This is a genomic window from Streptomyces sp. NPDC040410 (assembly GCF_055595715.1).
This window is the reverse complement of record NZ_JBVIVK010000001.1, coordinates 402,157-428,904: the sequence shown is the minus strand read 5'-3', so window position 1 is coordinate 428,904 and position 26,748 is coordinate 402,157. Positions and strand designations below refer to the sequence as shown.

Here is a 26,748-nt window from a genome sequence, read left to right as displayed (position 1 = left end):
AGGGCCTGTCAGGTGGGGTCGTCGACGTCGGTGCGGGTCCCGGCGTGGCGTAGGTCCATACGGACCTTCGGGAAGGCAGTGCGCAGTCGGTCCAGGGTCGGTCCGTTGAGCTTGGTGTGTTGCACGTCGACGGCTTCGAGGTGCTGGAGCTGAAAGAGTGACTCGGGCAGGGTCGTGAGCTCGTTGCAGGACAGGTCCAGTCGTCGCAGGCCGGGCATGCGGGCGAACGCGTCGTCGGGCAGCGCGGTGAAGGCCGTGCGTGTGACCTGATGGCCCTTGGTCTTCTCGCCCCAGCGGTCGATCTCCAGGTGTTCCAGGGTGGTGATCGCCCAGATCCCCGCCATCAGTTCGCGATCCGGCTCCGGCTGGAACGCCCAGTTGGGTTCGCCGTTCAGCCGCAGCATCCGCAGGCGCGGCAGCTGGGCCAGGTCGGGCAGTCCGGGTAGTTCGGCTGACAGACAGCCGCGCAGGTCCAGCTCTTCCAGGGCGGTCAGGGCCAGCAGTTCGTCAGGGACTGTCCTGAGCCACACGTGGGCGAGGCTGAGGGACCGCAGGCCGGTCAGCCGTGTGATGGCCGCCGGGAAGTCGACCATGTCGGCGAGCTCGCCCGGGCGCAGGGACGACAGGTCCAGCTCCCGCAGCCCGGTCAGCTCGCCCAGGGCGTCCGGCACCGGGCAGGTCAGGCGCGCGGCGCGCAGCACCTCCAGCCGGTGCAGGTCCGCGAGCTGCTCGGGCAGAGCTTTGATGTTGTTGTCGGAGATGTCGAGGACACGCAGCTTACGCAGGCCGCCGATGGTCTCCGGCAGCACGCTCAGCCCGGTCTCGGCGAGGTTCAGCTCCTCCAGGGCGGTCAGCTCCCCGAGGCGGTCGTCGAGGTGGCCGAGAGTGTCGTTGCCCGCGAGGGAGAGGACGCGCAGGTTGGGGAAGGCGAAGAGCTGCTCGGGAAGCCGCTGCAACTTGCGTTCGGACAGGTCCAGTTCGGTGACCTCGTCGGCCTGGGGCAGCAGCGCCTGCAGCTCGTCCGGCACCGCCGCGCGGCTGGGCCGTATGCCCGGCCGCAGCACCGGCCGCCCGGCCCGCAGCGCCGCGCCGATCTTGCGCTCGTCGGCGGTGCCGTGGTCGTCGAGCAGTTCCGGCAGTACGAGGCCGTCCAGCTCGTCGGCGTCGAAGTCCACCAGGCAGTCTGTGTAGATTCCATTCACGTGGTGGGGGTCCGCGATGAGCAGGGCCTCCGGCTGCTCGGCGAAGTTCATGCGAAAGTACAGCGTGCTGATGATGAACTGCGCCCGGGTGCCGCCGTCGACGCTCAGCACTCCGCCATCGTCGCCGTAGCTGCCCTGGATACCCCCGGACACGGTCATGTCGCCCCACACCACCACGTTCGGGCAGCCGGTCAGCAGCACATTGCGTGCCTGTACGTCACCGGTGATCAGCAGAAAATTTCCGTTGGCCGAGTCCCACCACGCCAGGTCGCCGGTGACGGTCAGGTCGCCGTCCACGATGACGTTGTACCGCACCCAGTGGGCGTCGGACTCGGCCTCGAAGTCACCGGTGACGCTCAGCCCGCCTTCGTAGAGGCGGATCTCCTGCTCGTCGGCGAAGTCCTGGTACGGATATTCGATCTCGGCGGAGGCCGGGAACCTCTCCGCCATCTCGGATGCGGTGATGACGCGGTAGCCCGCCGGCGAGGTGGGTGAGGCCGTGGTGGTCATATCGCCGGATACTAGAGGCCGCCACCGACAGCCACGCGGCTCCCATTCCCGCGGCCGGGTGCGACAGCGGGAGTGCCGTTTCCGCCGCGCAGCGCGAAGTACCTGTTCAGAGGGTGGTCGACGCCTGGAATCGCCTTGCCGAGGCCAGGAAGCAGGCGGCCTGCCCAGGTACCCTGCCGTCAAATTGCGTATCGGAATACGTAGTTCTACTGGTGGCTCGACGAGGGCCGGTCCGGAAGGCACATGACGAGACCGGTTGTCGGTAGTGGAGGAGGCACGCGGCACTAGCGGGTCAGCTCACCCAGACGGCAACGGGGGCGGGGAGGAGGGCCGCACGCGGACGTCGTTCGGGTCGGCCGGTCGCTCCCCGTGACAGCGGCCGACCGACCCGATCCCCCGTTCCCCCCGTTTCCCCCGTTTCCCCCGTCCCCCGTTTCCCCCGTCCCCCGTGGGCCCTTTCCCCGTGATCCCCCGTGACCCCCCGTGATCCCCGTGGGCCCTGTGCGGTCTTTCACTCATCAGGAGCCCGGACTCCGCGCCCTGATACACCCCCAGCGAAAAAGTCCCCCCGGCTTCCGAGCCGGGGGGACGTCGTGCCTGCGATCAGCCGGTGAATCCGGCCGTGATCGAGGTGAACTGCCAGGTGCTCTGGCTGATGCCGGAGCAGTTGCTCACCACTCCGCCGCCCGGGCACGGCCGGTCGCGGTTGACCGACCAGAAGGCGAGGCGGGCGATGTGGTGGGAGTTCGCCCAGTCGCGGATCTGGGTCCAGATCGCCGGCGAGGTGAGCTCCTGCTGGTCGCTCAGGCCGTTCATGCCGGAGATGCCGATGTGCGCGTAGGCCGTCGCGTCGTCCCAGCTGAAGGTCGACTTCAGCTTGGTCTTGAGGCCCTCCGTCGCGTTCACGGTGTTGCCGTACATGTCGGAGCCGCCGCCGAAGTCGAACGGCATGATCGTGAAGACGTCGATGCCGGCGCCCAGGGCCTTGGCCTGCTCGATGAGCCGGTTGCCCCAGTACGTCGGGCCGGTCGTCGACGTGCCGAAGGTCAGGATCGTGCGCAGGCCCGGGTTGTTCGCCTTGACGATCTTAAGCGCGTTCAGGATACGGTCCTGGACCGTCGCGTTCTCGAACTCGTCCGTGTTCTCGATGTCGACGTCGATCGCCTTGAGGCCGTAGGCGTCGATCACCTTCTGGTACGCGCCGGCCAGCGCCTCTGCAGTTGAGCAGTTCGGGCCGAGTTTGTTGCCGCTCCAGCCGCCGATCGAGGGGACGATGTCGCCGCCCGCGGAGCGGATGGAGTTGATGACGGTCTGGTCGTTGCCGCCGGTCAGCGGGCGCGTCCCGTCCCAGGCGGGGTTGCAGCCGCCGGAGGAGAGGATGAACGCCATCGTGTACCACTTGATCCCGGTCGAACTCATCACCGAGCTCGCGCTCGGCGGATCGCCCCAGCCGAGGTACAGGTAGGGCGCGGCCTGCTTGAACCCGGTGCCGCCGCCGCTGCCCGCGTCGGTCGTGACGGACACCGGGTTGGAGGCCGGTGAGGTGTTCCCGGCGGCGTCCCGCGCCTTCACGGTGAAGGTGTAGCCGGTGCTCGGCGACAGCCCGCTCACCGTGGCGGTCGTACCGGAGACGCTCAGTACCTGGTTCGTGCCGCTGTAGACGTCGTACGCGGTGACCCCGACGTTGTCCGTCGAGGCGTTCCACGCCAGGGTCACGCTGGAGGAGGTCTTGGCGGTGGAGCGCAGGCTTCCGGGAGCCGTCGGCGCCTGGCTGTCCGAGCCTCCGCCCCCGCCGGGTCCGTCGAGGCTGATGTCGTCGGCGTAGTAGGTGCCCTGCGCGTACCAGCCGTGGACGTACACGGTGGCGCTGGTCTGCGAGGCGCCCGTGGTGAAGGTGGCGCTCAGCAGGCTGTACGCCGACGGGGACGTCGTCCACGTGGAGGAGCCGCCGTCCACGCCGAGGTAGACGTGGCTGCCTCGCACCCAGCCGCTCAGCGTGTAGGTGGTGTTCGGCTTGACGGAGACGGTCTGGCTGCACTTGGCGGTGTCGCTGGAACTCACCGCCCCCGCCAGGGCCTTGGAGCCGCCGTGCACGGGGGAGGAGACGACGGAGCCCAGGTTGCCGGTGCAGGACCAGGGGGAGAGGCTCCCCGACTCGAGACCGGGGTTGGGAAGGATGTTGGCCGCGTGGGCCGTACCGGGCAGGGCGACGGCTCCGGCGAGGGCGAGGGCGGCGGAGCCGAGGAGGGCCAGAAGGCGACGTCCGGGACGTCTGAGTGGGTTGCGCACGCGATCTCCCTGAAGGAATGGGGGTGTTCAGGAGGACAGAGAGGTGCTGAACGGTGCGCAACCAAGTTGGTATGGACCAATCAGGGTGTCAAGGGTTGACGCCTTGATTGGTCCATACCGGTGAGCAAAGGCGCCCCTTGGGCGCGGGGAACTGTGCGAGCAACCACCTTCGACCGCAGCCGGACCGGCAACCTAGAGCGGCAGCACCTGAGCCGCCCCGACGTCGACCGCCGCAGGCACCTGCGCAGGAACCGCCGGCAGCAGAGCCTCGGCCTTCTCCAGCCGCTGCGGCGGAAACGACAGCGCCCGCAGCGGACGCGGCCCGGACACCACCGTGTAGTCCTGGCCCAGGAACGGCGGAACCACCTCGCCCGGGTCGTCGCCGAGCGCCAGCCGCACGGCGGCCCACGGGGCGTTGAGACCGCACAGGGACAGCTGGTGCAGTCCGCCGGCCGGACGCGTGTTGACGTCCATCAGTACGGGCGTGTCGCCGAACATCCGGAACTGGATGTTGGACAGGTAGTGCAGCCCGAAGCCCTCCGCGATCCGGCGCGCCGGCTCCAGCCACTGCTCGTGGAGCGTGAACCCGCGGCGACGGCCGTTCTTGGTGCGGCCCACGGCCAGGCGCACGCGGTCGTCGGGACCCGTGAGGCAGTCCACCGACACCTCCGGCTGCTCGAGACGCGGCATCACCATCCAGTCGACCGGCTCGTGGGCCTGCTTCAGCGCCTCCACGACCACGTCCAGCGGCACGTACGGGCTGGGGAAGCCGTTGAGGTGAACGAGGGAGAAGGGAGAGCGCGTGATGACGCGGAAGCCCACCCCGCCCGCACCGGACGCGGGCTTGAAGCACGCCCTGTGGCCGTCCGCCTCCAACTCCTCGACAGCCGCGACGAGTTGATCCGCGGTCTGCACCCGATGCCACGGAGGCACCGGCACGCCGATCGCCTGCACGGCCTCGTACGCGATCACCTTGTCCTCGAAGACGGCCACCGCCTCCGGCGGCGGCGCGAGCAGCGCCGTACCGACCGCCTCGAACTCGGCGCGGTGCGCCACGATCGCCGTCTGGTGCAGCCGGGGCACGAACACGTCGATGCCGCGCCGTGCGCACTGGTCCAGCGCGTACTCCACGTACGCGGCCGGGGACAGGCCCTCCGGCTCCAGGTGGGCGGTGTCGGCGGCGGCCAGCACGGGGGAGTCGGCGTCGCCGTGCGTGGCATGGATCTCGACGGCCCGGTCGCTGGGATTTCGCCGCAGCTGATCCATGAAGAACACGTTCTCCGCGTACGTGCGGTTGAGCCAGACGCGTACGCGAGAGACCATTCAGGCCGTCCTTTCAGGGTTCGCGGGCAGGGCGAAGCAGGCCATGCCCGGCCAGGTGGTTGGAGGGACACCGAACCGCCCTGCGCGAAGGGACAGTCGTGGCGGCGGTGTTGGGGGGATCATACGGCTTCGCGAGGGTCCGGCGTGCTACGTGGGTGTTACGGATTTCCCGATCACGGCCGGCCGGTTTCCGATCCGGCGCCGCCCGGCGCGTTCCGGGTGGCGCGGCGCCGCCTTGTACAAGGACCGCGGATGTGTTGTCGTGGTCCCATTCGTGAGCGCGGAGGGGGCGAAAGGTGATGTCGACGGCCGGTGGTGCCGGACAGCTGCTGGCCATCAGCGACCTGCACATCGGTTACGAGGAGAACCGCGCCCTGGTCGAGAAGATGCGCCCTGAATCGGACGACGACTGGCTGCTCGTGGCCGGTGACGTCGCGGAGACGGTGGCCGACATCCGCTGGGCCCTGGAAACGCTCGCGGGCCGCTTCGGCCGGGTCGTCTGGGCTCCCGGCAACCACGAACTGTGGACCCACCCGAGGGACCCCGTAACCCTGCGCGGCCTCGCCCGCTACGAACACCTGGTCGCCCTGTGCCGGGAACTCGGCGTGACGACGCCGGAGGACCCGTACCCCGTCTGGGACGGTCCCGGCGGTCCGGTGGCCGTCGCACCGCTGTTCCTGCTGTACGACTACTCGTTCCTCCCGGCGGGCTGCGAAACCAAGGAACAGGGGCTGGAGTACGCGCACGGAACCGGCATCGTCTGCAACGACGAGTACCTGCTGCACCCAGACCCCTACCCGACCCGCGAAGCCTGGTGCCGGGCCCGCGTCGAGGAGACCGGACGCAGACTCGCCGAGCTGCCCGACGACCTGCCCACGGTCCTCGTCAACCACTACCCGCTGGACCGGCATCCGACGGACGTCCTGTGGCACCCCGAGTTCGCCATGTGGTGCGGCACCCGGCTCACCGCGGACTGGCACCGCAGGTTCCGCGTGGAGACCATGGTGTACGGCCACCTCCACATTCCACGGACCACCTGGCACGACGGTGTCCGCTTCGAGGAGGTGTCGGTGGGATACCCCCGGGAGTGGCGCAATCGCCCGCAGGCGCCGGGCCAACCGCGCCGCATCCTGCCGACCGAGGTCGAGGACGCGTGATCGGGGAACTGCTGCCGGACACGGTGGTGAGCGTGGAGGCGCACGGCGACGAGGCGGCCGGCGAGGCGCACCTCTACCCCGAGGAGGCGGCCGTCGTGGCCCGGGCGGTGCCCAAGCGCCGCCGCGAGTTCGCCGCCGTGCGCTCCTGCGCCCGCCGCGCGATGGAGAAGCTCGGCGTGCCGCCGCAGCCCCTGGTGCCCGGTACACGCGGCGCCCCGCGCTGGCCGGCCGGCGTGGCCGGCAGCATGACGCACTGCGACGGCTACTGCGCGGCGGCCCTGGTCCGTGCGACCGACCTGGCCTCCCTGGGCATCGACGCCGAACCGCACGAGGCGCTGCCGGAAGGGATCCTGCCCACCGTCTCCCTGCCCGGCGAACGGGACCGGCTGCGCCGGCTCGCGCACGAGCACCCCCATATCCACTGGGACCGTCTCCTGTTCAGCGCCAAGGAGTCCGTCTACAAGGCGTGGTTCCCCCTCACCGGGCTGTGGCTGGAGTTCACGGAGGCCGACATCGAGGTCTTCCCGGAACCCGGCGAACGCCCGGGCGGCGCCTTCAACGCCGAACTCCTCGTACCGGGCCCGCTGGTGGGCGGCCGGCGGCTCGCCTCCTTCGAAGGACGGTGGACGGTGCGGCAGGGCCTGGTGGCCACGGCCGTCACGGTGCCGCACCCCTGACACGCGGCGGCCGGGCGGACCGCGGACCTCGGCTTGACGACGGCCGCCGTTGGCGCGGGCCCGCCTTCGGCCGATCCACGGCCGTCGGCCCGACCACGGCGCCGGCGGCGGCCATGCGGCCGGCCCCGGCCCTGTCGGCCCGCCCTCGTCACCCCTCGGGACACCAGTCCTTCAGCAGCCTGAAGAACGCGTCCTCGTTGCCGGCCAGGCCCGCGTCCGTCAGTGCCTGTTCCGCTTCGGCGAGCACGGCGGGCGGGACGACCGGTGGCCGACGGCCCTCCCGCGGGCCGTCCACGACGTCGAAGGCGGCCCGCACGGTGTGCAGCAGCCGCAGATAGGCCTGGACGGCTGTGCGCTCACGGTCGGTCAGTACGGCGGTCTGCATCGGTCGGCTCTCCCCGTGTCGGCGTCGTCATCTCCCGCGCCCGGTCGGCGCGCACGCTCCGGCACAACGACGGGCGCACCTCCAGCTTGCCGCCTGCCACTGACAGTCAGCAGGCTTGATCTCAGCAAGCCCGTTGATGTGAGCACGCCCGCCGGTCGGAACAGGCCCGCCGGTCTGAGCAGGCCCGCCGGTCTGAGCAGGCTCGCCGGTCTGAGCAGGCTCGCCGGTCTGAGCAGGCTCGCCGGTCTGAGCAGGCTCGCCGGTCTGAGCAGGCTCGCCGGTCGGAACAGGCCCTCCGGTCGGAACAGGCTCGCCGTGTGGACAGGGCCACGCCGGCGTCAGCCCTGTGGGCCTACGTAGCCCAAAGAAGCCTCGATGCGGCCTGCCAGGTGGTCGCGCTGCACCGGGCCCCGTAGCGACGAACCGGCCAGCCAGGTTCGGCACTTGCTTGCGAGGAGCAGGCCGAAGCTCTCGGCCTCCTTCTCGTCGGCGAGGTCGAAGCGGGTGCGGGCGGCGACCTTCAGCACCGTCGCCTGGAGGTCCGCCTCGTCGTGCAGCAAGCGGGCCGCGACGGCTGCGCCCTCGACGTGGTGGCTGCAGTGGCCGGCCTTCATGTGCCACAGTTCATGGCCGAGGATCACCAGCTGATGGTCGGGGGCCGTGCGCTCCTCGACGACGACGAGGTCCTGCTCGGCCATGTCGAGCCACAGCCCGCTGGCCGTCCCGGGCGGGAAGGCGGCCGTACGGAAGTGGACGGGGCGGCCCCGGCGTCTGCTCATCGCGGTGCACAGCGCGCCGTACAGGGCCGGGGGCGGCGCAGGTGCGGGCAGGGCCAGCTCAGCGACCAGTTCGCCGCACAGGCGGCGCATTTCCTTGCCGATGCCCACAGTTCTCCCCCGGATCACGACTCGGGCCGCTTGACGCTCTCCAAGAGCATGTCGAGCCACTCCGCTACCTTGTCGCGGTGCTGGTCGGTGGGCAGCTGCGCGGCCCGCCAGGCGATCCCGCGGACGCCGTGGTCCTGCAGCAGCCGCTCCAGCGGGTCCTCGGCGGCCTGGGCCGTCTCCCGCTCCGCGAGCTTCTGGAGGAGCTCCTGCTCGGTGCGCTGGAGGGCGCCCGCGAGCGCCTCGGGGTCCTCGGCGGTGAGGAACCCGGCGTGCACGCGGAAGAAGCGCTGGATGGCGTCGCAGTGCTCCATGGTGGGCCGCCGGTCGCCGTTGATGAGCGCCCCGGCCTGCTGGCGGGACATGCCCGCGCCGTCGGCGATCTCCTGCTGGGTGTACTTGCGTCCGTTGGGCTTGAGCCGGGTGCGGCGCAGCAGGTCCAGGCGCTGCAGAAAGCGGGCCTGCACGTCCGGTTCGCCCGCGGGGCGGCCGCTCAGCAGGGCCTTGACCACGGGTTCGGGGACGCCGGAGCCGACGGAGAGGCGGCCGGTGTGGAAGACCTCCGCGGGCGGCACGCCGAGCCGGTCGGCGAGGGCGGTGACGCGGGCCACGACCGCGGGCAGGACAGCCGATACCGCGTTGCCCGGACCCTCGAAGCCACCCGACACCGACAGATCTCCTACGTCTCTCACAGGCTTCTCACAACACGAGCGTTTGTCGTGAACTTCCCGGAGAGTAGCGGGTTGTTCGAACTCACATCCAGGTCTCGCCACAACTGTGGCCAATTTCAGCCGTCAACCGGCATGAAATGCCACGATAGTTGACATGCTTTGCGCGGGGCACCAGGATCAAGGCGCCGCGTGAAGGCCGCATAGGCAAGAGGGGTGACCTCCCGATGGCATATCAGGCAGGAGGGCAGCGGTCCGCGCCGCGGCCCGTCCCCGAGAGTCTCGAGGCCCAGGCGTATCTGCAGGACTACGCCACCCTCCTGGCGGCCGTCCCCCATCCGTCCGTCGTCCTCGACCGCGGCTGGGACGTGGTCTTGACCAACACCGCTTTCCAGTCACTTTTCCGCGGTGTCGGACCGCATCCGACGGCCATGCCCGGCGACAACTTCCTCAGGTTCGTCCTGTTCCACCCCGATGCCGGCTCCGTCCTCGGCGAGCACGAGTCGCGGTGGTGCCTGCCGATGCTCGCCCACTTCGCGGCCGCCGTGGAGCGGCACGGCCACGACCACGGGCTCCAGTCGATCCGCCGGGACATCGCCCAGGACCCGATCATGGAGGCCGCCTACCGCCAGGGCCTGCCGCACTGGATCCGCGCGGTCGGCCGGCGGGCCGTGGAGCACGACGGCGCGATCCGTCCGCTGCTGCATCCCGACCCGCGCTGGGGTGCCACCGAGTGCCGTGTCGTCGACGAAACGCCCCCGACGCTGCGGGACATGGGCTACACGAGGCTGACGCTGGTGCTGCGCCCGGCCCGTAGGCCGTCGCCCGTCCCGCGCGGACCGGGGCGCGCCCGCACCGCGGGCCATCTGAGCGTCGTACCGCCGCCGAAGGCCTGACGACCTCCGGTGCTCCGGCACCGTCGGCGTTCAGGTCGCCGACGGCGCCGGAGCCGTCCCGCACATACCCGCGCGGCGTCACTTCGGGGTCGATCACGAGTACCAGCGGCACGCCGTCGCACGGCACCAGCCGCAGCCCTCCGGCGTCCGCGGGCCGCCCCTCCGCAAGCGCCCGGCCGACGTCCGGCCTCGTGCCGAGCGAACCGGCCAGGTGCCGGGGGTCGGTCGCCGCGGCGACCCGGCCACGGGCGTTGACCCGCGCGCCCGTCCCGCGAGCCGGTGGAGCATCGGCATGACCGCGTCCTCGAAGTGCCGCAGGTACACGTCCGCGGCGGCCACTCCGGCGAACCGGCCTTCGGCATGGACCGGGGCGGACGGTCAGGCTGCATTCGCCGGAACAGAGGTAGTCGCGTACGGGCCGGCGACCGCGCGTTCCCCGATGTCGCGCCACGGCGTCGAACACCGGCGACCGCGCGTTCCCCGGTGCCGCGCCACGGCGTGAAACACGGTCTCCAGAGCCGAGCGGACCCGTGCCGCGACGGCTCCTCCGGTGCCGTGCCGAGTGTTGCCTTCGCGAGGCTCATGGGTGCCCTCCAGCGGACGGGACCGGAACCGGAGCGGCTCACAGGGCCAGCCGCAGGGCTATGAGCCGTGCCGTGGACTCCCGGACGCACCGTTCGGCCAGTTCCCCGGCCGAATCGTGGGCCCCGTCCTGCACCGCCGCGATCACGGAGCGGTGACGGGGTGCGACTCCTTCACGATATTCGTCGTCGCCGAGCACAAGACACAGCAGTGCCCCGACCTCGGTCTGCAGCGTGACCTGCTCCCGGGTGAGCCGGCCGGAGTGTGCCGCCGCCGCGAGCTCCACGTGGAAGCGCCCGTACGCCCGGCTGCGCGCCGCCGCGTCCTCGGCTTGCGCCAATTCTTCAGCCGTACGGCGTAGTTGTGCGAGGTCGCCGGGTTCCGCGCGCCGCGCGGCGAGCCGGGCGGCCGCGCCGCTCAGGGCGGCCCAGTGGTCCCCGAGGTCGCGGAGGCCGTCGGTGCTCCAGCCGCGCAGGCGGGTCCTGAGCCGCTCCTCGCCGGGGAGGCCGGGCAGGGAGACGAAACTGCCGCCGCCGCGGCCCCGCCGGGTGGTGACCAGCCCCTGCTGGCGCAGCGCCATGAGCGCCTCCCGCAGGGTGACCGTGGACACGCCGAGCCGGCCGGCCAGCTCGCTCTCGCCGGGCAGTTGCTCGCCGTCGCCGAGCAGCCCGAGCTCGATGGCGTCGCCGATCCGGCGCACCACGGCCTCCACTCGCGCGCAGATGTCGACCGGCGCGAAGATGGCTTTGCGGGCGCCGAGACCCGTCTGCTGCTCCTTCACGGCCACCACCTCGTGCGTTGACTCAAGCCTCACCCTGAGGGCGCCTAGAGCTTTGAACTATGAATTCATATATTTTTAGCAAAATGTCAAACGCGCGAGGGCGCCAGAAAGGTTCCCGCCCATGGAGGGGATTGCGATCCGGCTGCAGGATCTGCGGAAGTCGTTCGGGGAGACGACGGCCGTGGCCGGGGTCGACCTGGAGATCCGGGACGGGGAGTTCTTCTCGATGCTCGGCCCGTCCGGCTCGGGCAAGACCACCGTGCTGCGCATGATCGCCGGATTCGAGGCCCCGACGGAGGGCCGGATCGAGCTCGCCGGACAGGACGTCACCGGCCTCGCCCCCTTCGAGCGGGACGTCCACACCGTCTTCCAGGACTACGCCCTCTTCCCGCACATGACCGTCGAGCAGAACGTCGCCTACCCCCTCAGGGTCCGCAAGGTGCCCAAGGCGGAGCGGCTGGTCCGGGCCCGCAAGGCGCTCGCCGAGGTGCGCCTCGAAGGCTTCGGCAAGCGGCGCCCCGGCCAGCTCTCCGGCGGCCAGCGGCAGCGCGTCGCGCTCGCCCGAGCCCTCGTCGGCCGCCCCAGTGTGCTGCTGCTCGACGAACCGCTCGGTGCCCTGGACCTCAAGCTGCGCCAGCAGATGCAGGTCGAGCTCAAGGACCTCCAGCGCGAAGTCGGCATCACCTTCGTCTTCGTCACGCACGACCAGGAGGAGGCCCTGACGATGAGCGACCGCATCGCGGTCTTCAAGCTGGGCCGCATCGAACAGGTCGGCACCCCCGCCGAGATCTACGAACGGCCGGCGAGCCCCTTCGTCGCGTCGTTCGTCGGCACCTCGAACCTGCTGGACGGGGAGTCCGCCCACCGGATCGTCGGCGCCCCGGGCACCTACAGCATCCGCCCCGAGAAGATCCGTGTCCTGAAGGAGTCCGCCGAGGCCGACGAGCCCGGACACGCCACCGCCACCGGCACCGTCGCCGAGGTCGTCTACCTCGGCGACGCGACCCGCTTCCTGGTCGACCTCGACGCGGGAGGCCGGCTCACCGCCCTCCAGCAGAACCTGGAGACCTCCTCCGAGGACGTCGCCGCCTACCGCGGCACCCGGGTGCGACTGCAGTGGCACCGCCGCCACGCCGTCGCGGTTCCCGACACCCGCCGACCCTAGCCGCAAGGCACTCACCCCCATGGAGTACGTCGTGCGCCTCACCAGAACACTCCACACCGCGGCCGCCGCCGCGGCGCTGCTCCTCGCCGCCGCCTGCGGCTCCTCCGACTCCGGCAACGGCTCCTCCGCCACCACCGGTCTCAACCCGCCCGAGCTCAAGGCGCCGACCGAACTCGGTGCGACCGAGGGCCAGGTCAACCTGATCAACTGGGCCGGCTACGTCGAGGACGGCTCCAACGACCCCAAGGTCGACTGGGTCAGCGACTTCGAGAAGCAGACGGGCTGCAAGGTCAATTCCAAGGTCGCGGCCAGCTCCGACGAGATGGTCAAGCTGATGAAGACCGGCCAGTACGACGCCGTGTCCGCGTCCGGCGACGCATCCCTGCGCCTGATCGCCTCCGGCGACGCCGCCCCAGTCAACACGGACCTCGTGCCCAACTACAAGGACGTCTTCGGCGACCTGAAGGACGGCGCCTGGAACTCCGTCGACGGCCAGATGTACGGCATCCCGCACGGCCGCGGCGCCAACCTCCTGATGTACAACACCGACAAGGTCACGCCCGCGCCGACCTCCTGGTCCGCCGTCTTCGACGACGCGGCGAAGTACAAGGGCCACGTCACCGCGTACGACTCGCCGATCTACATCGCGGACGCCGCGCTGTATCTCAAGGCCACCCAGCCGGACTTGGGCATCAAGGACCCCTACGCGCTCGACCAGAAGCAGTTCGACGCCGCCGTGGCCCTGCTGAAGAAGCAGAACGCGAACATCGGCGAGTACTGGAGCGACTACCTCAAGGAGATCTCCGCCTTCAAGAGCGGCGACTCCGTGGTCGGCACCACCTGGCAGGTCATCGCCAGCCTCGCCGCCGACGAGGGCGCCAAGGTCGAGGCCTTCGTCCCGAAGGAGGGTTCGACCGGCTGGTCCGACACCTGGATGGTCTCCTCCAAGGCCAAGCACCCCAACTGCGCCTACAAGTGGCTGGACTGGATCGTGTCGCCGAAGGCCAACGCGCAGGTAGCCGAGTACTTCGGCGAGGCGCCCGCCAACTCCAAGGCGTGCGACCTGACCAGCGACAAGAACTTCTGCACCACGTACCACGCCTCCGACGAGGACTACTGGAAGAACATCGCCTTCTGGAACACGCCCATCGAGCAGTGCCTCGACGGCCGTACGGACGTCAAGTGCGTGCCGTACGCCAAGTGGGTCCAGGCCTGGACCGAGATCAAGGGCTGACCGATGGCTTCTGCCGCGCAGACCGCCGGACGCTCTCCCGTCCGGCGGCTCGCCGGGGTCCTGCACCGCCATCCGCGGCTGCGGTTGTCCCTGCTCCTGACCGCGCCGCTGCTGTGGCTGGCGGTGCTCTATCTCGGCTCGCTGAGCGTGCTGTTCATCTCCGCGTTCTGGACGACGGACACCTTCACCTCCGAGGTCGTGAAGGTCTGGTCGACCGACAACTTCCAGGCCCTGTTCACCACCCCGGTGTTCCGCCAGGTGATCGTGCGCAGCGTCGGAGTGGCGCTGGCCGTCACGGCCCTGTGCGTCGTGATCGCCTTCCCGGTCGCCTTCTACACGGCCCGGATCGCGAAGCCCAAGTGGCGCCCGCTGCTCGTGGTCACGATCCTCACCCCGCTGTGGGCCAGCTATCTGGTGAAGGTGTACGCCTGGCGGCTGATCCTCTCGGAGGGCGGGCTCGCCGACTGGATGCTCAAGCCGTTCGGGCTCGCAGGACCGGGGTTCGGCCTTCTCGCGGCGATCATCACGCTCACCTACCTCTGGCTTCCGTACATGATCCTGCCGATCCACACGGCACTGGAGCAGCTGCCCGCCAGCCTCCTCGACGCGTCGTCCGATCTGGGCGCGCGGGCCTGGCGCACCTTCCGCTCGGTCGTGCTGCCGATGGTGCTGCCGTCCGTGGCCGCCGGGTCGATCTTCACCTTCTCGCTCAGCCTCGGCGACTACATCACCGTGCAGATCGTCGGCGGCAAGACGCAGCTGATCGGCAACCTGGTCTACTCCAACATCGAACTCAACCTGCCCATGGCCGCCGCGCTCGGCACGGTGCCGGTCGTCGTCATCGTGCTGTACCTGCTGGCGATGCGCCGCACGGGCGCGCTGAGCAGCCTCTGAGGAGCCGTCGTGCAACTCTCCCGTTCCGCGCGTATCGCGCTGCGCGTCGCCGCCGGGTTCGGCTTCGCGGTGATCTACATCCCGCTCGTGCTCGTCGTGGTCAACTCCCTCAATCCGGACCGCAGCGCGAGCTGGCCGCCGCCCGGGCTCACCCTGCACTGGTGGTCGGTCGCCTGGGAGAACGAGGGCGCCCGCGAGGCGCTGTGGGTCTCTGTCAAGGCGGGACTCGGCGCCACCGCCGTCGCCCTGGTCCTCGGCACGCTGATCGCCTTCGCCGTCGCCCGCCACCGCTTCTTCGGCCGCGACGCGATCTCCTTCGTGGTCGTCCTGCCGATCGCCCTGCCCGGCATCGTCACGGGCATCGCCCTCAACTCGGCGTTCGGCACGGTACTCGAGCCGCTCGGAGTCGGCCTCGGCCTGTTCACCGTGGTGGTCGGCCACGCCACCTTCTGCATCGTCGTCGTCTTCAACAACGTGGCCGCCCGGCTGAGGCGCACCTCAGGCTCGTACGAGGAAGCGGCGATGGACCTGGGCGCGCACACCTTCCGCGCCTTCGCCGACATCACCTTCCCGCTGGTGCGCTCCGCGCTGTTCGCGGGCGGACTGCTCGCCTTCGCCCTGTCCTTCGACGAGATCGTCGTGACCACGTTCACCGCCGGGCCGGGGGTCGAGACCCTGCCCATCTGGATCTTCAACAACATGACCCGGCCCCAGCAGGCGCCGGTCGTGAACGTGGTGGCCGCCGTCCTCGTCCTGCTCTCCGTCATTCCGATCTACGTCGCCCAGCGGCTGTCGTCGGACACGGCGAGCCAGAGCCGGGTGTGAGGGCCGCTCCCACACCCTGTCCGGAGGCTGCTCACGCCCATGTCCAGAGCCATGGATATGTGACATAGTACTGCTGTGAGTCAGCCATTGACCTGCGATGTCGTAGTCGTCGGGGCCGGCATGGTGGGTGCCGCCTGCGCCCTGTACGCGGCCCGAGCGGGCCTGGACGTCGTCCTGGTGGACCGCGGCCCGGTGGCCGGCGGCACGACCGGAGCGGGCGAGGGCAACCTCCTCGTCTCCGACAAGGAACCGGGCCCGGAACTGGACCTCGCGCTGCTGTCGAACCGCCTGTGGGGCGAGCTCGCGCAGGAGTTCGGGACGGCCGTCGAGTACGAGGCCAAGGGCGGCGTGGTGGTGGCCGGCTCACCCGGCTCCCTCGCCGGGCTGGAGCGGTTCGCGGCCCGACAGCGCGCCGCCGGAGTGGTCGCCGAGCAGGTCGGGGGCGACGCCCTGTACGGCCTCGAACCCCACCTCGCCCCGGGCCTGCCGGGCGCCGTGCACTACCCCCAGGACTGCCAGGTCATGCCGGCACTGGCCGCCGCCCACGCCGTACGGGCCTCGGGCACCCGCCTGTTCACCGGCCGGACCGTGACGGCCGTACTGCGCACCCCGGCCGGGTCGGTACGCGGAGTCCGTACGGTCCAGGGCGACATCCACGCCCCGGCAGTCGTCAACGCGGCCGGCACCTGGGGAGCCGAGGTCGCCGCCCTCGCGGGCACCACCCTGCCCGTCCTCCCGCGACGCGGGTTCGTCCTCGTGACCGAACCGCTGCCGCGCATGGTCCGCCACAAGGTGTACGCCGCCGACTACGTCGCCGACGTGGCCGGCGACTCGGCGGCCCTGCGGACGTCACCGGTCGTGGAGGGCACGGCGGCCGGGCCGGTCCTGATCGGCGCGAGCCGGGAACGGGTCGGCTTCGACCGGTCGTTCTCACTGCCCGCCCTCCGGGCCCTCGCGGCGGGCGCGACACGGCTGTTCCCGTTCCTGTCGGACGTCCGCGCCGTCCGCGCCTACCTGGGCTTCCGCCCATACATGCCGGACCACATGCCGGCCATCGGCCCCGACCCCCGGGCACCCGGGCTGTTCCACGCCTGCGGGCACGAGGGCGCGGGCATCGGACTCGCCACCGGAACCGGGCACCTCATCGCGCAGGCGCTGACCGTGCAGACCCCCGACCTCGACCTGGCACCGTTCCGGCCCGACCGGTTCACCGAGGAGGCGGCGTGAGAACCCCGTTCGACCTGGCCCGGGCCCGGCCAGGGCCGGCCTTCACCGTCACTCTGGACGGCCGCGAGATCGAGGCGCTGCCCGGCCAGACCGTCGCCGCCGCGCTCTGGGCCGCGGGCGTCACGGCCTGGCGCACCACCCGGGGCGAGGACCGCCCGCGCGGGGTCTTCTGCGGCATCGGCGTCTGCTTCGACTGCCTGGTGACCGTCAACGACCGCCCCAACCAACGCGCTTGCCTCGTGCCCCTGCACCCGGGTGACGCGATCCGAACGCAGGAGGGGACGGGCCACGATGACTGAGCGACCACACCTCGCGGTGATCGGCGCGGGTCCGGCGGGCCTCGCCGCGACCCTGGCCGCCGCCGCGCGCGGCGTCCGGGTCACGCTGTTCGACTCGGCCGCGCAGGCCGGCGGGCAGTTCTACCGCCGGCCGGCCGGGGAGTTGCGCGCCCGGCGCCCCCAGGCCCTGCACCACCGGTGGCGGACCTGGGAGCGACTGCGGGACGGACTGGACGCCCACGTAAAGGCAAGTGATGTACGGCATTTGGCGGACCATCACGTCTGGTGCGCAGAGCGCGGCGCCGACGGCTTCACCGTGCACGCGCTGCTCGGACCCGACCAGGACAGCCCGGTGTCCGTACCTGCCGACGCCGTGCTCCTCGCCACCGGCGGGTACGAGAAAGTGCTGCCCTTCCCCGGCTGGACACTCCCCGGGGTCGTCACCGCGGGCGGGGCCCAGGCCATGCTCAAGGGCGCCCTGGCCGTGTCCGGGCGCACCGCCGTGGTCGCCGGGACCGGGCCGCTGCTGCTTCCCGTGGCGGCCGGGCTCGCCGCGGCCGGGGTGGAGGTGGCCGCGCTCGTCGAGTCCGCCGATCCCAGGGCGTTCCTGCGGCGGACCCCGGCGCTGGCGGCGCAGCCGGGCAAGCTCGCCGAAGGTGCCTGGTACACGGCCCGGCTGGCCCGGCACCGAGTACGTGTCCTCGCCCACCACACCGTCGTCGAGGCGCACGGCACCGAGCGGCTGGAGGCGGTGACCGTCGCCGCGCTCGACGGCGAAGGACGGGTCCGGACCGGCACCGAGCGCCGCATCCCCTGCGACACCCTCGCCGTCGGCCACGGCATGCTGGCGCACACCGACCTGGCGGACAGCCTCGGGTGCCGCGTCGACGGGCCGGGCGTCCGCGTCGACGACGAGCAGCGCGCCGACGTGCCCGGCGTCTGGGCCGCGGGAGAGACCACCGGCATCGGAGGCGCGGCCCTCGCGCTGGCCGAGGGCCACATCGCCGGACGGTCCGCGGCTGCCCGCCTGCACGGCGGCGCACCGGACCCGCGCGCGTGGGCCGCGGCCGCGAAGGCCCGTACCCGCCTGCGGGCGTTCTCCGTCGCGCTCGACAGCGTGTACGCGCCGCCCGCGCACTGGTCCGAGCAGGTCACCGACGACACCGTGGTGTGCCGCTGCGAGGAGGTCTCCGCCGGAGCGGTCCGCGAGGCCGTCGCAGACCTCGGCGCCGGCGACGTGCGCACGGTGAAGCTGTTCACCCGGGCCGGCATGGGCTGGTGCCAGGGCCGGATGTGCGCACCCGCGGTCGCCGGACTCATCGGCTGCCAGCTCACCCCGTCCCGGCGGCCGTTCGCGAGTCCCGTACCGCTCGGCGTACTCGCAGATCAGCACACCCACCGCACCGAGAGAGGACCCTCATGACCGACCACCGACCCTGGCGCGGCGTCCTCGTCGCCACCGCGCTGCCGCTCGACGACGACCTCTGCGTCAACTACGACAGGTTTGCCGAGCACTGCGCCTGGCTCGTCGACAACGGCTGCGACGGCGTCGTCCCCAACGGTTCGCTCGGCGAATACCAGGTGCTCACCCCCGAGGAACGCGTGAAGGCCGTCGAGACGGCCGTCGCCGCCGTCGGCGGGCAGCGCGTCATGCCCGGCGTCGCCGCCTACGGCTCCGCGGAGTCCCGCCGCTGGGCCGAGCAGGCGCGCGACGCGGGCTGCCGTTCGGTGATGCTGCTGCCGCCCAACGCGTACCGCGCCGACGAGCGTTCGGTGCTCGCCCACTACGCGGAGGTCGCGAAGGCCGGCCTGCCGGTCGTGGCGTACAACAACCCGGTCGACACCAAGGTCGACCTCGTACCGCAACTCCTCGCCAAGCTCCACGGCGAGGGGTACATCCACGCCGTCAAGGAGTTCTCCGGGGACGTCCGCCGCGCCTACCGCATCGCCGAACTCGCCCCGGAACTGGACCTGTTGATCGGTGCCGACGACGTCCTGCTGGAGCTGGCGATCGCGGGTGCCAAGGGTTGGGTGGCCGGCTGTCCGAACGCCCTGCCCGCCGCGAGCGCCGAGCTGTACCACGCGGCCGTCGACGGCGACCTGGCCACGGCGAACCGCCTCTACCGGCAGCTGCATCCGCTGCTGCGGTGGGACTCCCAGGTCGAGTTCGTACAGGCGATCAAGCTGTCCATGGACGTCGTCGGCCGGCACGGCGGGCCGGTCCGGCCACCCCGTATGCCGCTGCTGCCCGAGCAGGCGGCCGCCGTCCGCGCCGCCACCGAGAAGGCCGTCGCCGCGGGGCTCGCGTGACCCGTCGCGTACCCACCACGTTTCCGGCGCGTGCCCACGCGTAGTCCACAGGGAGACCGGTCATGCGCAGCAGACTCGTCCTGCACGCCGTCGACTCGCACACCGAGGGCATGCCCACCCGCGTCATCACCGGCGGGATCGGCACCATCCCCGGCGCGACGATGAACGAACGACGGCTCCACTTCCGTGAACACCGCGACGACATCAAGCAGTTGCTGATGAACGAGCCGCGCGGGCACGCCGCGATGAGCGGCGCGATCCTCCAGCCGCCGGCCCGGCCGGACTGCGACTGGGGCGTCGTCTACATCGAGGTGTCCGGCTGTCTGCCCATGTGCGGGCACGGCACGATCGGCGTCGCCACCGTGCTGGTGGAGACCGGCATGGTCGAGGTCGCCGAACCGGTGACCACCATCCGCCTCGACACCCCGGCCGGACTCGTCGTCGCCGAGGTCGCCGTCGAGGGCGGCGCGGCGAAGGCCGTCACGCTGAGGAACGTGCCGTCCTTCGCGGTCGGCCTCGACCGCAAGGCCACCCTGCCCGACGGGAGGACGGTGACGTACGACCTCGCGTACGGCGGCAACTTCTACGCCATCCTGCCGCTGGAGGAGTTCGGGCTGCCCTTCGACCGCTCCCGCAAGGACGACATCCTCAAGGCGGGACTGGCGTTGATGGACGCCGTCAACGCCGAGGAGGAGCCGGTCCACCCCGAGGACCCGTCCATCCGCGGCTGCCACCACGTCCACCTGTACGCGCCAGGTGCCACCGCCCGCCACTCGCGGCACGCCATGGTGATCCACCCCGGCTGGTTCGACCGCTCGCCCTGCGGCACGGGGACCAGCGCACGCATGGCGCAACTGCATGCGCGGGGCGAAATCCCGCTGCACAGCGAGTTCGTCAACGAGTCCTTCATCGGTACCCGCTTCACCGGACGGCTGCTCGGCACCACCGAGGTCGCCGGCCGCCCTGCGGTCCTGCCCAGCTTCACCGGCCGCGCCTGGATCACCGGCACCGCCCAGTACCTGCTGGACCCGGAGGACCCCTTCCCGGCGGGGTTCGTGCTGTAGGGGACGTTCGCAGGACACGTCAATAATGTCCGTGACCACCAGAGGAGGACGACCGCCATGGCGCCGCAGCACAGTCCCGCCCTGCCCACACTGGGCGGCCGGAAGCCCAGTTACCGGGAGCGGGTCGCCGACGCGCTGCGGGCCGCGCTGATCGCCGGGGACCTGCGTCCCGGCGAGGTGTACTCGGCGCCCGGGCTCGCCGCCCGCTTCGGCGTCTCCGCGACGCCGGTGCGCGAGGCGATGCTCGACCTCGCCAAGGAAGGGCTGGTCGACACGGTCCCCAACAAGGGATTCCGGGTCACCGCCGTCTCGGAGCGGCAGCTCGACGAATACACCCACATCCGCTCGCTGATCGAGATCCCGACGACGGCCTCACTCGCGACCACCGCGGACCCCGCCGGCCTCGAGGCGCTGCGCCCGGTCGCCCACGAGATCGTCACCTCCGCCGCGGCCGGTGACCTCATCGCCTATGTCGAGGCCGACCTGCGCTTCCATCTCGGGCTGCTGGCACTCGCCGGCAACGGGCATCTCGTGGAGGTCGTACGGGACCTGCGGCGCCGTTCGCGGCTGTACGGGCTGACCGCGCTGGTGGAGGCGGGACGGCTGGAGGCGTCCGCCGAGGAACACCTCGAACTCCTCGACCAGCTGCTGGCACGCGACACCGACGCGGTGCGCGAGGTGATGACCCGGCACCTGGGGCATGTGCGGGGGCTCTGGGCCGGGAACTGACACGACGGCGTGCCTACCGGGCGGCCCGGCGTCCGGTTCGGCGCGGCGGAGGCGGGTCCGCGTTGGCCGTGTGCGTCCGGGTGGGCGGGGGAAGCCCACTGGCCGGGGCGAAAGGTGGAAACGGGGTATCGGCAGGCACTGCTGCCGGTACCGTTCTCGCTCTGTTCGTGTGGGTCACCAGGACCGGTGGAGGGGCAATGCAGGTGTCGGCACTGAGCCTTTGGGGGGCGGGGGCGTTCGGCCTGGTCATCGGGTGGATCGCTTACCGGACACTGCGGCGTTCCGCGGGATCGCGGGTGGGTGACCTGGTCACGGTGATCGCGGCGCTCGGCGGAGGAGCCGTCGTCAACACCCAGTTCGCCGAACCCGACTTGTTCGCCGCCTACGGTCTGGGTCTGGCCGCAGGCTTCTTCGGTTACTTCGTCGTCGCGTCGTGGGTGGACCGTTCGGAGCGCAAGGCCGACGCGGCGGCCGCACGTGAACCGGCCGGCGCCCGGGAGCAGTCCGCCGTCGGTACGGTGCCGCCGCAGACCGGGTCCCGGCCCGGTGACTGGATGGGTGATGTGCGGGAGGCCTGACGTCACACCGGCCGATCACGCGGGGGCCGGGCGGAGTCTGAGGGCGTTCGAGCAGTACGCGGTGTAGGCGAGGCCAAGGAGGTTGCCCTTGCGCAGGAGTGCCGTGCGAGCCGCGTGCAGGGCCGATCCGACGGACTGCTGCTCCAGCAGGGACTTCCAGAACAGCTCGGCCACCTCGCTCGCCAGAGCTTGCGTCACGGAGATCTCGGTACCGACGACTCCGGAAGCGCTCAGGCCGGTGAAGGCGTCGACGAAACTGAGCCAGGTGGCGGGCTCGCTGTCCACCGTGTGGCAGCCGTTGAGGAACACCAGAGGCGCCTTGGGGTCCCAGCTCGTCCATGTGCCGGCCCAGGCCGCGAGCGCCTGTGGTGTGATCCGGTCCGCCTCACCGATCTCCAGGACCGTGGTGCCGGGCGCCTCGCTGTCGGGACGGGAGCTGCGACCGTGGCAGTAGAAGTACACGCAGTCCGTGACGTCGGCCAGCGCGGTGAGCAGCGTGTCCCGTCCGTGGCAGTCGACGAGCCGGTCGTCGAACCGCGCACGGAGCTCCGTCATGTGGCGTTCCGATTCGGCGCTGTCGAGGGCGAGACTTCGGGCGACCGTCACACCGGGTGCTCCGGTGCCGCTTCCGGCCAGCAGCGTCAGGCGTTGCCCCGGAGCGCGTGACGGCGGCTGCTCGATGAAGTGCCGGTAGCCCCAGAATCCGTAGGGGCAGAGCGTGTTGAGCTGGTGCTTGCCGGCGTCGGGGCACGCACGGGTGCCGTCGGGCAGCGTGTCGTTCATGCCCTTCTCGCAGAGTGTCCACGGGGCGTCGGGGTCGACCGGAATGTCGTAGACCAGTGCCCAGGGGAAGGTCAGATCCTGCTGCTCCTGGCGGCAGATCTGGATGCTGGCCGGGCTGCCCAGCACGCTCCGCAGGGCCTCTCGTTGCGGACGTCGCGGAGCGAGCAGACAGAGCAGGTCCCAGCCCACGGTCGCGAGGTTCTCGAGGTCGTCGCGGAAGTCGTTCCAGGGCTTGCCGTTGGCGTCGTCCAGCAGGTTGCTGAGCACCCCCGGCGCCGTCACCTCGGCGTGGACGGCCATGAGCGCGTTGCGCGCCCGACGCAGCGCTCCCCTTACCTGGAACTCGGTCAGCCAGAAGGTGCTCACCGGCTCGCCCGCTCCGTCGACATCCACGGCGATCGAGCCGTTCGATGCCCGCGCGACGCGGACGTGCGCCGTCCGCGGCGGGAGAGCGGAGAGACCCACGAACCCCGGTGTGAGCGTGTAGTCGACCTGCGCCGACATGGAACCGCCCGGTCCTTCCTGCGGCGACACGCAGAAGGTGACCGACGCCGACTGGAGTTGGTTGCCGCGGTGGGCCACCAGCAGGCGCAGCCGGGCCGGACCCGGCTCCAGCGGTGCGACCACGGGAACGCGCAGATGCGCGCCGCGGTGCTCCGGCTCGCAGGTGTGTGGTTCGCCGGGCGAGCAGTGACAGACCCAGCTGTCCCCCGTCGTGGGCAGGAACAGGTGATGGTGCGCGGGGGAGACCTCGAAGTCGTCGCTGCGGACGGAGACGGTGAGCCAGTGGCCGTCGTGGGAAGGGCCCAGGAGGTCGGCGGGAAAGGGGCGGGCCTGCTGGGCCAGCAGGCTGGCGGAGGACAACGCGCCGATGTCCACGAGGAGTTCGTAGTGTCGGCCTGCACCGAGGGCGCGCTCCGCAGGCACGACCCGCTGGGACAGGGGCCAGGTGAGGCACAGGTTCAGGAACCGGTCGGCCGTCGCGTCGGCACGGGAGTCCGGGGCGTACGCGATGTCGGAGGCAGAAGTCCGCCGGCTTTCCCCGGAACGGTCCGGTCGGAGATCGTCCGGCCAGTCGTCGTCCACGTCGGGCGGTGCTCCGGTCGGCGTGGCGGAGCGTTCCTCCTGCTCGTACCGTCGCAGGAAGCGGTTCCAGAGTTCCATCGCGTTCTCGTGGTCGACCAGGATCTCGTCCAGTGCCTGCTCGAAGTCCTCAGCCGGCATGTCCGGGGCGGCCAACAGGGCTTCCAGCGCCTGGCGTGCCTCGTCCTCCAGCTCCGGGCTTGCCCACAGGTCGGAGTCCTTGAAGGCGCGCAGCCTCGCCTTGGTGGTGCGTCGCGGTTCCGGCGCGTGCGCGATGACGTTCATGTGGGGCAGCGCTCCCTGAGGACCGGCGGTCCGCCGACCGGACGGCGGCGATGGGCGGGGATGAGGGGATCATGGCATGGTTGTCGACAACACGCGCGCCATTGAGCTCTTTTGTCCCCATGGCCGACGGGGGCGCATGGGGGGCGTGGTGCCGGGGAGGAGGGGGCGTGATGGCAGAGGTACGCGAGCTGACCATCCACCTCGAGTGGGGCGAGACTCCTCGCAGGGTCACGGCCGTGGTCGCGGACGGCGGCGGCCCCGCGCCGCATCCGCCGGACGCCCCCGCGCCGGTCGGCAGGGCTCTGCGGACCGCGTGGGACTCCGACGACAACGACGTGCTTCGCACACTCCTCGCGAAGCTGTTGTTCCCGCCGAGTGTCCGTCGTCGCTTCCGGAGCGAAGTGGCGGTGCTGGGCGCGAGCCGGAAGCTGCGCATCCGGCTGCGGCTGCCGGCGCCGGTCGAGGAACAGCCCGTCTCACTGGCCGAGTTGCGCTGGGAGAGCGTTCGGGTGCCGGGACCCGACGCGGGGCCCGCCGTCTGGGACGCCTGGGTGCGCGATCTGCAGTCGGCGCCGGTTCCCTACGGCGAACTCGGCACGGACCCGCGGTTCACCCTGGTCCGGGAGGTCCTGCCCGACCGGGAGGTACCTGTTAGGGCCGACCGCGCGCCCGGACCGGTGGTGATCGCCGACGCCACCCGGGTCCACGGGGACATCCGGACGCCCAGGGGAACTCACTCCGTGCCCCCGCCTGGTGATCAGGAGACGGCGGGAGCCGACAGCCGGCTGGTGCAGTCGGCGCTGCTCGGTTCGCACCTGACGGTCGCCACGATCGACTCCCCCGCCTCGGCCGAGACGATCCGCCCGCGGCTCATCGGCGCGGGTGCGTTCTACTTCGGCGGCCACCACACGGAGGGCGGCCTGGTCGTCGCCGACCGGCCGGGGTCGACCCGGGCCACGCTGCTCGACGGCGGCCTCCTGTCCCGGTGGCTGGTGGACTGCGAGGTGCCCCTCGTCGTGCTGCTGGCCTGCGACGGCGCGGGCTCGGCCACGGGGACCGTGTCAGCGTCGATGCCGCTGTCCCTCGCCGAGCGCATGGCACGGGACGGAGTGCCCCATGTCGTGGCCGTCCAGGGCAGGGTGAGCCACGAGCGGGCGGCACGGTTCGCCGGTTTCTTCTTCGCGAGCCTGGCGCAAGGACACGAGATCGACGTGGCGCTCCGCCGGTCGTCCGAGGCCTTCGCCGGCTCCAGGGCCGTTCCGGTCCTCTACACGGGCGGCCGGGACGGCAACCGTCTGTCCGTCGGCCTGCGCCGGCGGCGGCGGCCGTCCGGGCTGTCCACCGCCGCCCACCGGATCGCCCGGGGTTCGGCTCCGCAGGCACGGGTACTGCCCGACGAGCAGTTCCGGGTCTCCCTCGACACACGGTGGTGTCTGTCCACGCCGTCGCCGGACCCCACCGGACCGCACACACCGAAGGCGCCGCCCTTCGTCTGGGACGTCCTCGCCGATCCCTCCGGCGACGACCTCACAGAACCGATGAACGACCTGGAGGAGCTGCTGCACCAGGCCAGACTCGACCAGGGTCTGGGCCCCTTCGAACCGCGGCGCTGGTACGCCTACGACCACGACGCGCATCCGGGGCGCCTGCCGCGCAACCGGGCCGGACTGGCCGGTGTCCTCGTCCCGCTCTACAGACCGCGCCACCACAGTCCGGGGACCCTCCAGCCGCCCGACCGGGGCGTCGGCCTGATCGTACGCAAGCGGGCAACGGCGGTCACGGACCACGGATTTGTCGACGACCTGAGGCAATTACGCCTCCTGGAATGGGACTTGCGCTTGATCGTGGTGCAGGTCCATGGACACGACGAGCCGTCCGACACCGTCCTGGAAGCGGCCGACGTGATCGCCCGGGACCTGGGACTCGACGAGTACGTCGTGAGGGCACGCACTCCGGGCCGATCCGAGGACCCCGTCCTGACCACCTCCCCACGGCGGAGCGAGTCGGCGCCTTCCGCCGCCGCCGAGTTGTGGCAGACGATCAGCGACGATCCTCGTTCACTGGTCACGGCGAACGCCGCGCAGTTCGACGCCGACGCCGTCGTGGACGACCTCAACCGCACCGATCGCTGGGGCGAAGTGGCGGAGGAGGCGGACCGGCTCCGTACGCTGATGCTGTCCTGGCCGGCCGCGTACCGGAAACTGTCGACCGCGCACGCCGCGTGGCGCGCCGCACCCGCCCGCCACGCCTCCCTGTGCCTCGCGGCTGTCGACGACGCGGACCTGGGCCGCTGGCTGAGTGCGGCGTCCGCAGGGCAGGGGCTGCCGGTGCCCGCCGACTTCCGGGGGCTCAGGGTGGCGTCCACCGTCATCGAAGCCGTGGCACTGGGCCTGCTCCGCAACGGCCAGTGGCGGGACCCCGCGTTCGGCGACTGGTCGAGAGAGGGATTGTCGTACGCCGTGCTGCGGGCCGCGGAAGTTGCGCGGGCGCAAGCGGAGGACGGGGCGGAGGGCGCTGCGGAGCACCTCACCGCGGCCGACCTGTGGCGTGCCGACGTGGCGATCGCCCTCGACCGAGCGGGCCTCATCCGCCGCGACGTCCGGGAACTGGACCGCGAGGGCCGGTGCCCGGGCAGCTGGGCGCTGCTGGCCCGACGTCAGCCGACGGAAGCGGACGCCAGGTGGCTGTGCGCCATGGAGCCGGCCATGCGCCGCCTCGCCGGACTCGAACCGTACGACGGCGTATACGACTACAAGCTCGAACACGGCCTGGCCGAACACCGGAGTGCACTGCGGCCGACTCTGCCGCACCCTACCGAATTCCGTGCCCCGTATGTTCAATTCGGAAGAACCAGCTGATGGACGGAAGTTCACTCCATATTCTGATCAGGTATCTCCAAAAGACATCAGCAGCCGCCCGGTAGTGGGCGCGCGTCTGAA

The 26,748-nt window shown here is 71.3% G+C and carries 23 protein-coding genes and 1 pseudogene; 15 read left to right on the top strand and 9 right to left on the bottom strand.

The annotated features are described in order from the left end of the window. Nucleotides 1–8 precede the first annotated feature (8 nt). The 3 genes from ACZ562_RS01885 to ACZ562_RS01875 form a co-directional block, all read right to left on the bottom strand. A complete protein-coding gene (locus tag ACZ562_RS01885) occupies nucleotides 9–1,712 on the bottom strand; it encodes a leucine-rich repeat domain-containing protein (RefSeq protein ID WP_471173137.1) in 1,704 nt (567 codons plus the stop codon). A gap of 603 nt (nucleotides 1,713–2,315) precedes the next feature. After that, a complete protein-coding gene (locus ACZ562_RS01880; RefSeq protein ID WP_471173136.1) occupies nucleotides 2,316–4,001 on the bottom strand; it encodes a carbohydrate binding domain-containing protein in 1,686 nt (561 codons plus the stop codon). A gap of 192 nt (nucleotides 4,002–4,193) precedes the next feature. Next, nucleotides 4,194–5,324, bottom strand: a complete 1,131-nt coding sequence (locus tag ACZ562_RS01875) for an ATP-grasp domain-containing protein (protein WP_471173132.1) — start codon at nucleotides 5,322–5,324, stop codon at nucleotides 4,194–4,196. Between the two features lie 296 nt (nucleotides 5,325–5,620). Between ACZ562_RS01875 and ACZ562_RS01870 the strand changes: the two genes are divergently transcribed. Further along, nucleotides 5,621–6,481, top strand: coding sequence for a metallophosphoesterase family protein (locus ACZ562_RS01870; RefSeq protein ID WP_471173129.1), 861 nt, complete (start codon nucleotides 5,621–5,623; stop codon nucleotides 6,479–6,481). Next, nucleotides 6,478–7,158, top strand: coding sequence for a 4'-phosphopantetheinyl transferase family protein (locus ACZ562_RS01865; protein ID WP_471173126.1), 681 nt, complete (start codon nucleotides 6,478–6,480; stop codon nucleotides 7,156–7,158). Before ACZ562_RS01870 ends, ACZ562_RS01865 begins: the two co-directional genes overlap by 4 nt. Nucleotides 7,159–7,306: 148 nt before the next feature. On the opposite strand, the gene ACZ562_RS01860 is transcribed toward ACZ562_RS01865, so the two are convergent. From ACZ562_RS01860 to ACZ562_RS01850, 3 genes are all read right to left on the bottom strand, one after another. After that, complete coding sequence (locus ACZ562_RS01860) at nucleotides 7,307–7,543, bottom strand: hypothetical protein (protein ID WP_471173123.1); 237 nt, start codon at nucleotides 7,541–7,543, stop codon at nucleotides 7,307–7,309. A gap of 338 nt (nucleotides 7,544–7,881) precedes the next feature. Then, nucleotides 7,882–8,412, bottom strand: coding sequence for a toxin-antitoxin system, toxin component (locus ACZ562_RS01855; RefSeq protein WP_471173950.1), 531 nt, complete (start codon nucleotides 8,410–8,412; stop codon nucleotides 7,882–7,884). Nucleotides 8,413–8,444: 32 nt separating this feature from the next. Further along, nucleotides 8,445–9,095, bottom strand: coding sequence for a helix-turn-helix domain-containing protein (locus ACZ562_RS01850; protein ID WP_471173948.1), 651 nt, complete (start codon nucleotides 9,093–9,095; stop codon nucleotides 8,445–8,447). Nucleotides 9,096–9,322: 227 nt separating this feature from the next. Between ACZ562_RS01850 and ACZ562_RS01845 the strand changes: the two genes are divergently transcribed. Further along, complete coding sequence (locus ACZ562_RS01845) at nucleotides 9,323–9,991, top strand: MmyB family transcriptional regulator (RefSeq protein WP_471173120.1); 669 nt, start codon at nucleotides 9,323–9,325, stop codon at nucleotides 9,989–9,991. A gap of 91 nt (nucleotides 9,992–10,082) precedes the next feature. Here the strand turns inward: ACZ562_RS01845 and ACZ562_RS01840 are convergent. Then, a pseudogene (locus ACZ562_RS01840) lies at nucleotides 10,083–10,438 on the bottom strand (hypothetical protein); the annotation flags it as partial. A gap of 175 nt (nucleotides 10,439–10,613) precedes the next feature. Beyond that, the gene (locus ACZ562_RS01835) at nucleotides 10,614–11,354 is read right to left on the bottom strand and encodes a FadR/GntR family transcriptional regulator (RefSeq protein WP_471173117.1); all 741 of its coding nucleotides are present in this window, start codon (nucleotides 11,352–11,354) and stop codon (nucleotides 10,614–10,616) included. 121 nt (nucleotides 11,355–11,475) lie between these two features. On the opposite strand from ACZ562_RS01835, the gene ACZ562_RS01830 reads away from it, so the two are divergent. The 11 genes from ACZ562_RS01830 (at nucleotide 11,476) to ACZ562_RS01780 (ending at nucleotide 21,658) form a co-directional block, all read left to right on the top strand. Further along, nucleotides 11,476–12,519 carry an ABC transporter ATP-binding protein gene (locus tag ACZ562_RS01830; RefSeq protein WP_471173114.1) on the top strand — a complete coding sequence of 348 codons (1,044 nt, stop codon included), beginning with the start codon at nucleotides 11,476–11,478 and terminating at the stop codon, nucleotides 12,517–12,519. Nucleotides 12,520–12,550: 31 nt separating this feature from the next. Continuing rightward, the gene (locus tag ACZ562_RS01825; protein ID WP_471173112.1) at nucleotides 12,551–13,753 is read left to right on the top strand and encodes an ABC transporter substrate-binding protein; all 1,203 of its coding nucleotides are present in this window, start codon (nucleotides 12,551–12,553) and stop codon (nucleotides 13,751–13,753) included. A 3-nt stretch (nucleotides 13,754–13,756) separates the two neighbouring features. Continuing rightward, complete coding sequence (locus ACZ562_RS01820) at nucleotides 13,757–14,647, top strand: ABC transporter permease (RefSeq protein ID WP_471173110.1); 891 nt, start codon at nucleotides 13,757–13,759, stop codon at nucleotides 14,645–14,647. A gap of 9 nt (nucleotides 14,648–14,656) precedes the next feature. After that, nucleotides 14,657–15,472, top strand: coding sequence for an ABC transporter permease (locus ACZ562_RS01815; RefSeq protein ID WP_471173106.1), 816 nt, complete (start codon nucleotides 14,657–14,659; stop codon nucleotides 15,470–15,472). A gap of 75 nt (nucleotides 15,473–15,547) precedes the next feature. Further along, nucleotides 15,548–16,699 carry an NAD(P)/FAD-dependent oxidoreductase gene (locus ACZ562_RS01810; protein WP_471173102.1) on the top strand — a complete coding sequence of 384 codons (1,152 nt, stop codon included), beginning with the start codon at nucleotides 15,548–15,550 and terminating at the stop codon, nucleotides 16,697–16,699. Next, the gene (locus tag ACZ562_RS01805) at nucleotides 16,696–16,998 is read left to right on the top strand and encodes a (2Fe-2S)-binding protein (protein WP_471173100.1); all 303 of its coding nucleotides are present in this window, start codon (nucleotides 16,696–16,698) and stop codon (nucleotides 16,996–16,998) included. Before ACZ562_RS01810 ends, ACZ562_RS01805 begins: the two co-directional genes overlap by 4 nt. Further along, the gene (locus ACZ562_RS01800; RefSeq protein WP_471173096.1) at nucleotides 16,991–18,400 is read left to right on the top strand and encodes an FAD-dependent oxidoreductase; all 1,410 of its coding nucleotides are present in this window, start codon (nucleotides 16,991–16,993) and stop codon (nucleotides 18,398–18,400) included. Before ACZ562_RS01805 ends, ACZ562_RS01800 begins: the two co-directional genes overlap by 8 nt. After that, complete coding sequence (locus ACZ562_RS01795; protein ID WP_471173092.1) at nucleotides 18,397–19,287, top strand: dihydrodipicolinate synthase family protein; 891 nt, start codon at nucleotides 18,397–18,399, stop codon at nucleotides 19,285–19,287. Before ACZ562_RS01800 ends, ACZ562_RS01795 begins: the two co-directional genes overlap by 4 nt. A gap of 62 nt (nucleotides 19,288–19,349) precedes the next feature. Then, nucleotides 19,350–20,351, top strand: a complete 1,002-nt coding sequence (locus ACZ562_RS01790; protein WP_471173087.1) for a proline racemase family protein — start codon at nucleotides 19,350–19,352, stop codon at nucleotides 20,349–20,351. Between the two features lie 57 nt (nucleotides 20,352–20,408). Continuing rightward, nucleotides 20,409–21,080: a GntR family transcriptional regulator gene (locus ACZ562_RS01785; RefSeq protein ID WP_471173084.1), complete on the top strand. Its 672-nt coding sequence runs from the start codon at nucleotides 20,409–20,411 to the stop codon at nucleotides 21,078–21,080. Between the two features lie 197 nt (nucleotides 21,081–21,277). Continuing rightward, nucleotides 21,278–21,658 carry a hypothetical protein gene (locus ACZ562_RS01780; protein ID WP_471173079.1) on the top strand — a complete coding sequence of 127 codons (381 nt, stop codon included), beginning with the start codon at nucleotides 21,278–21,280 and terminating at the stop codon, nucleotides 21,656–21,658. A gap of 15 nt (nucleotides 21,659–21,673) precedes the next feature. Here ACZ562_RS01780 and ACZ562_RS01775 read toward each other — a convergent pair whose 3' ends face one another. Then, on the bottom strand, nucleotides 21,674–23,809 hold the full coding sequence (locus tag ACZ562_RS01775; protein WP_471173075.1) for a CHAT domain-containing protein: 2,136 nt from the start codon (nucleotides 23,807–23,809) through the stop codon (nucleotides 21,674–21,676). A 170-nt stretch (nucleotides 23,810–23,979) separates the two neighbouring features. Between ACZ562_RS01775 and ACZ562_RS01770 the strand changes: the two genes are divergently transcribed. Beyond that, entirely contained in the window at nucleotides 23,980–26,667 is a 2,688-nt protein-coding gene (locus ACZ562_RS01770) for a CHAT domain-containing protein (RefSeq protein ID WP_471173073.1), read from the top strand. Nucleotides 26,668–26,748: the final 81 nt, after the last annotated feature.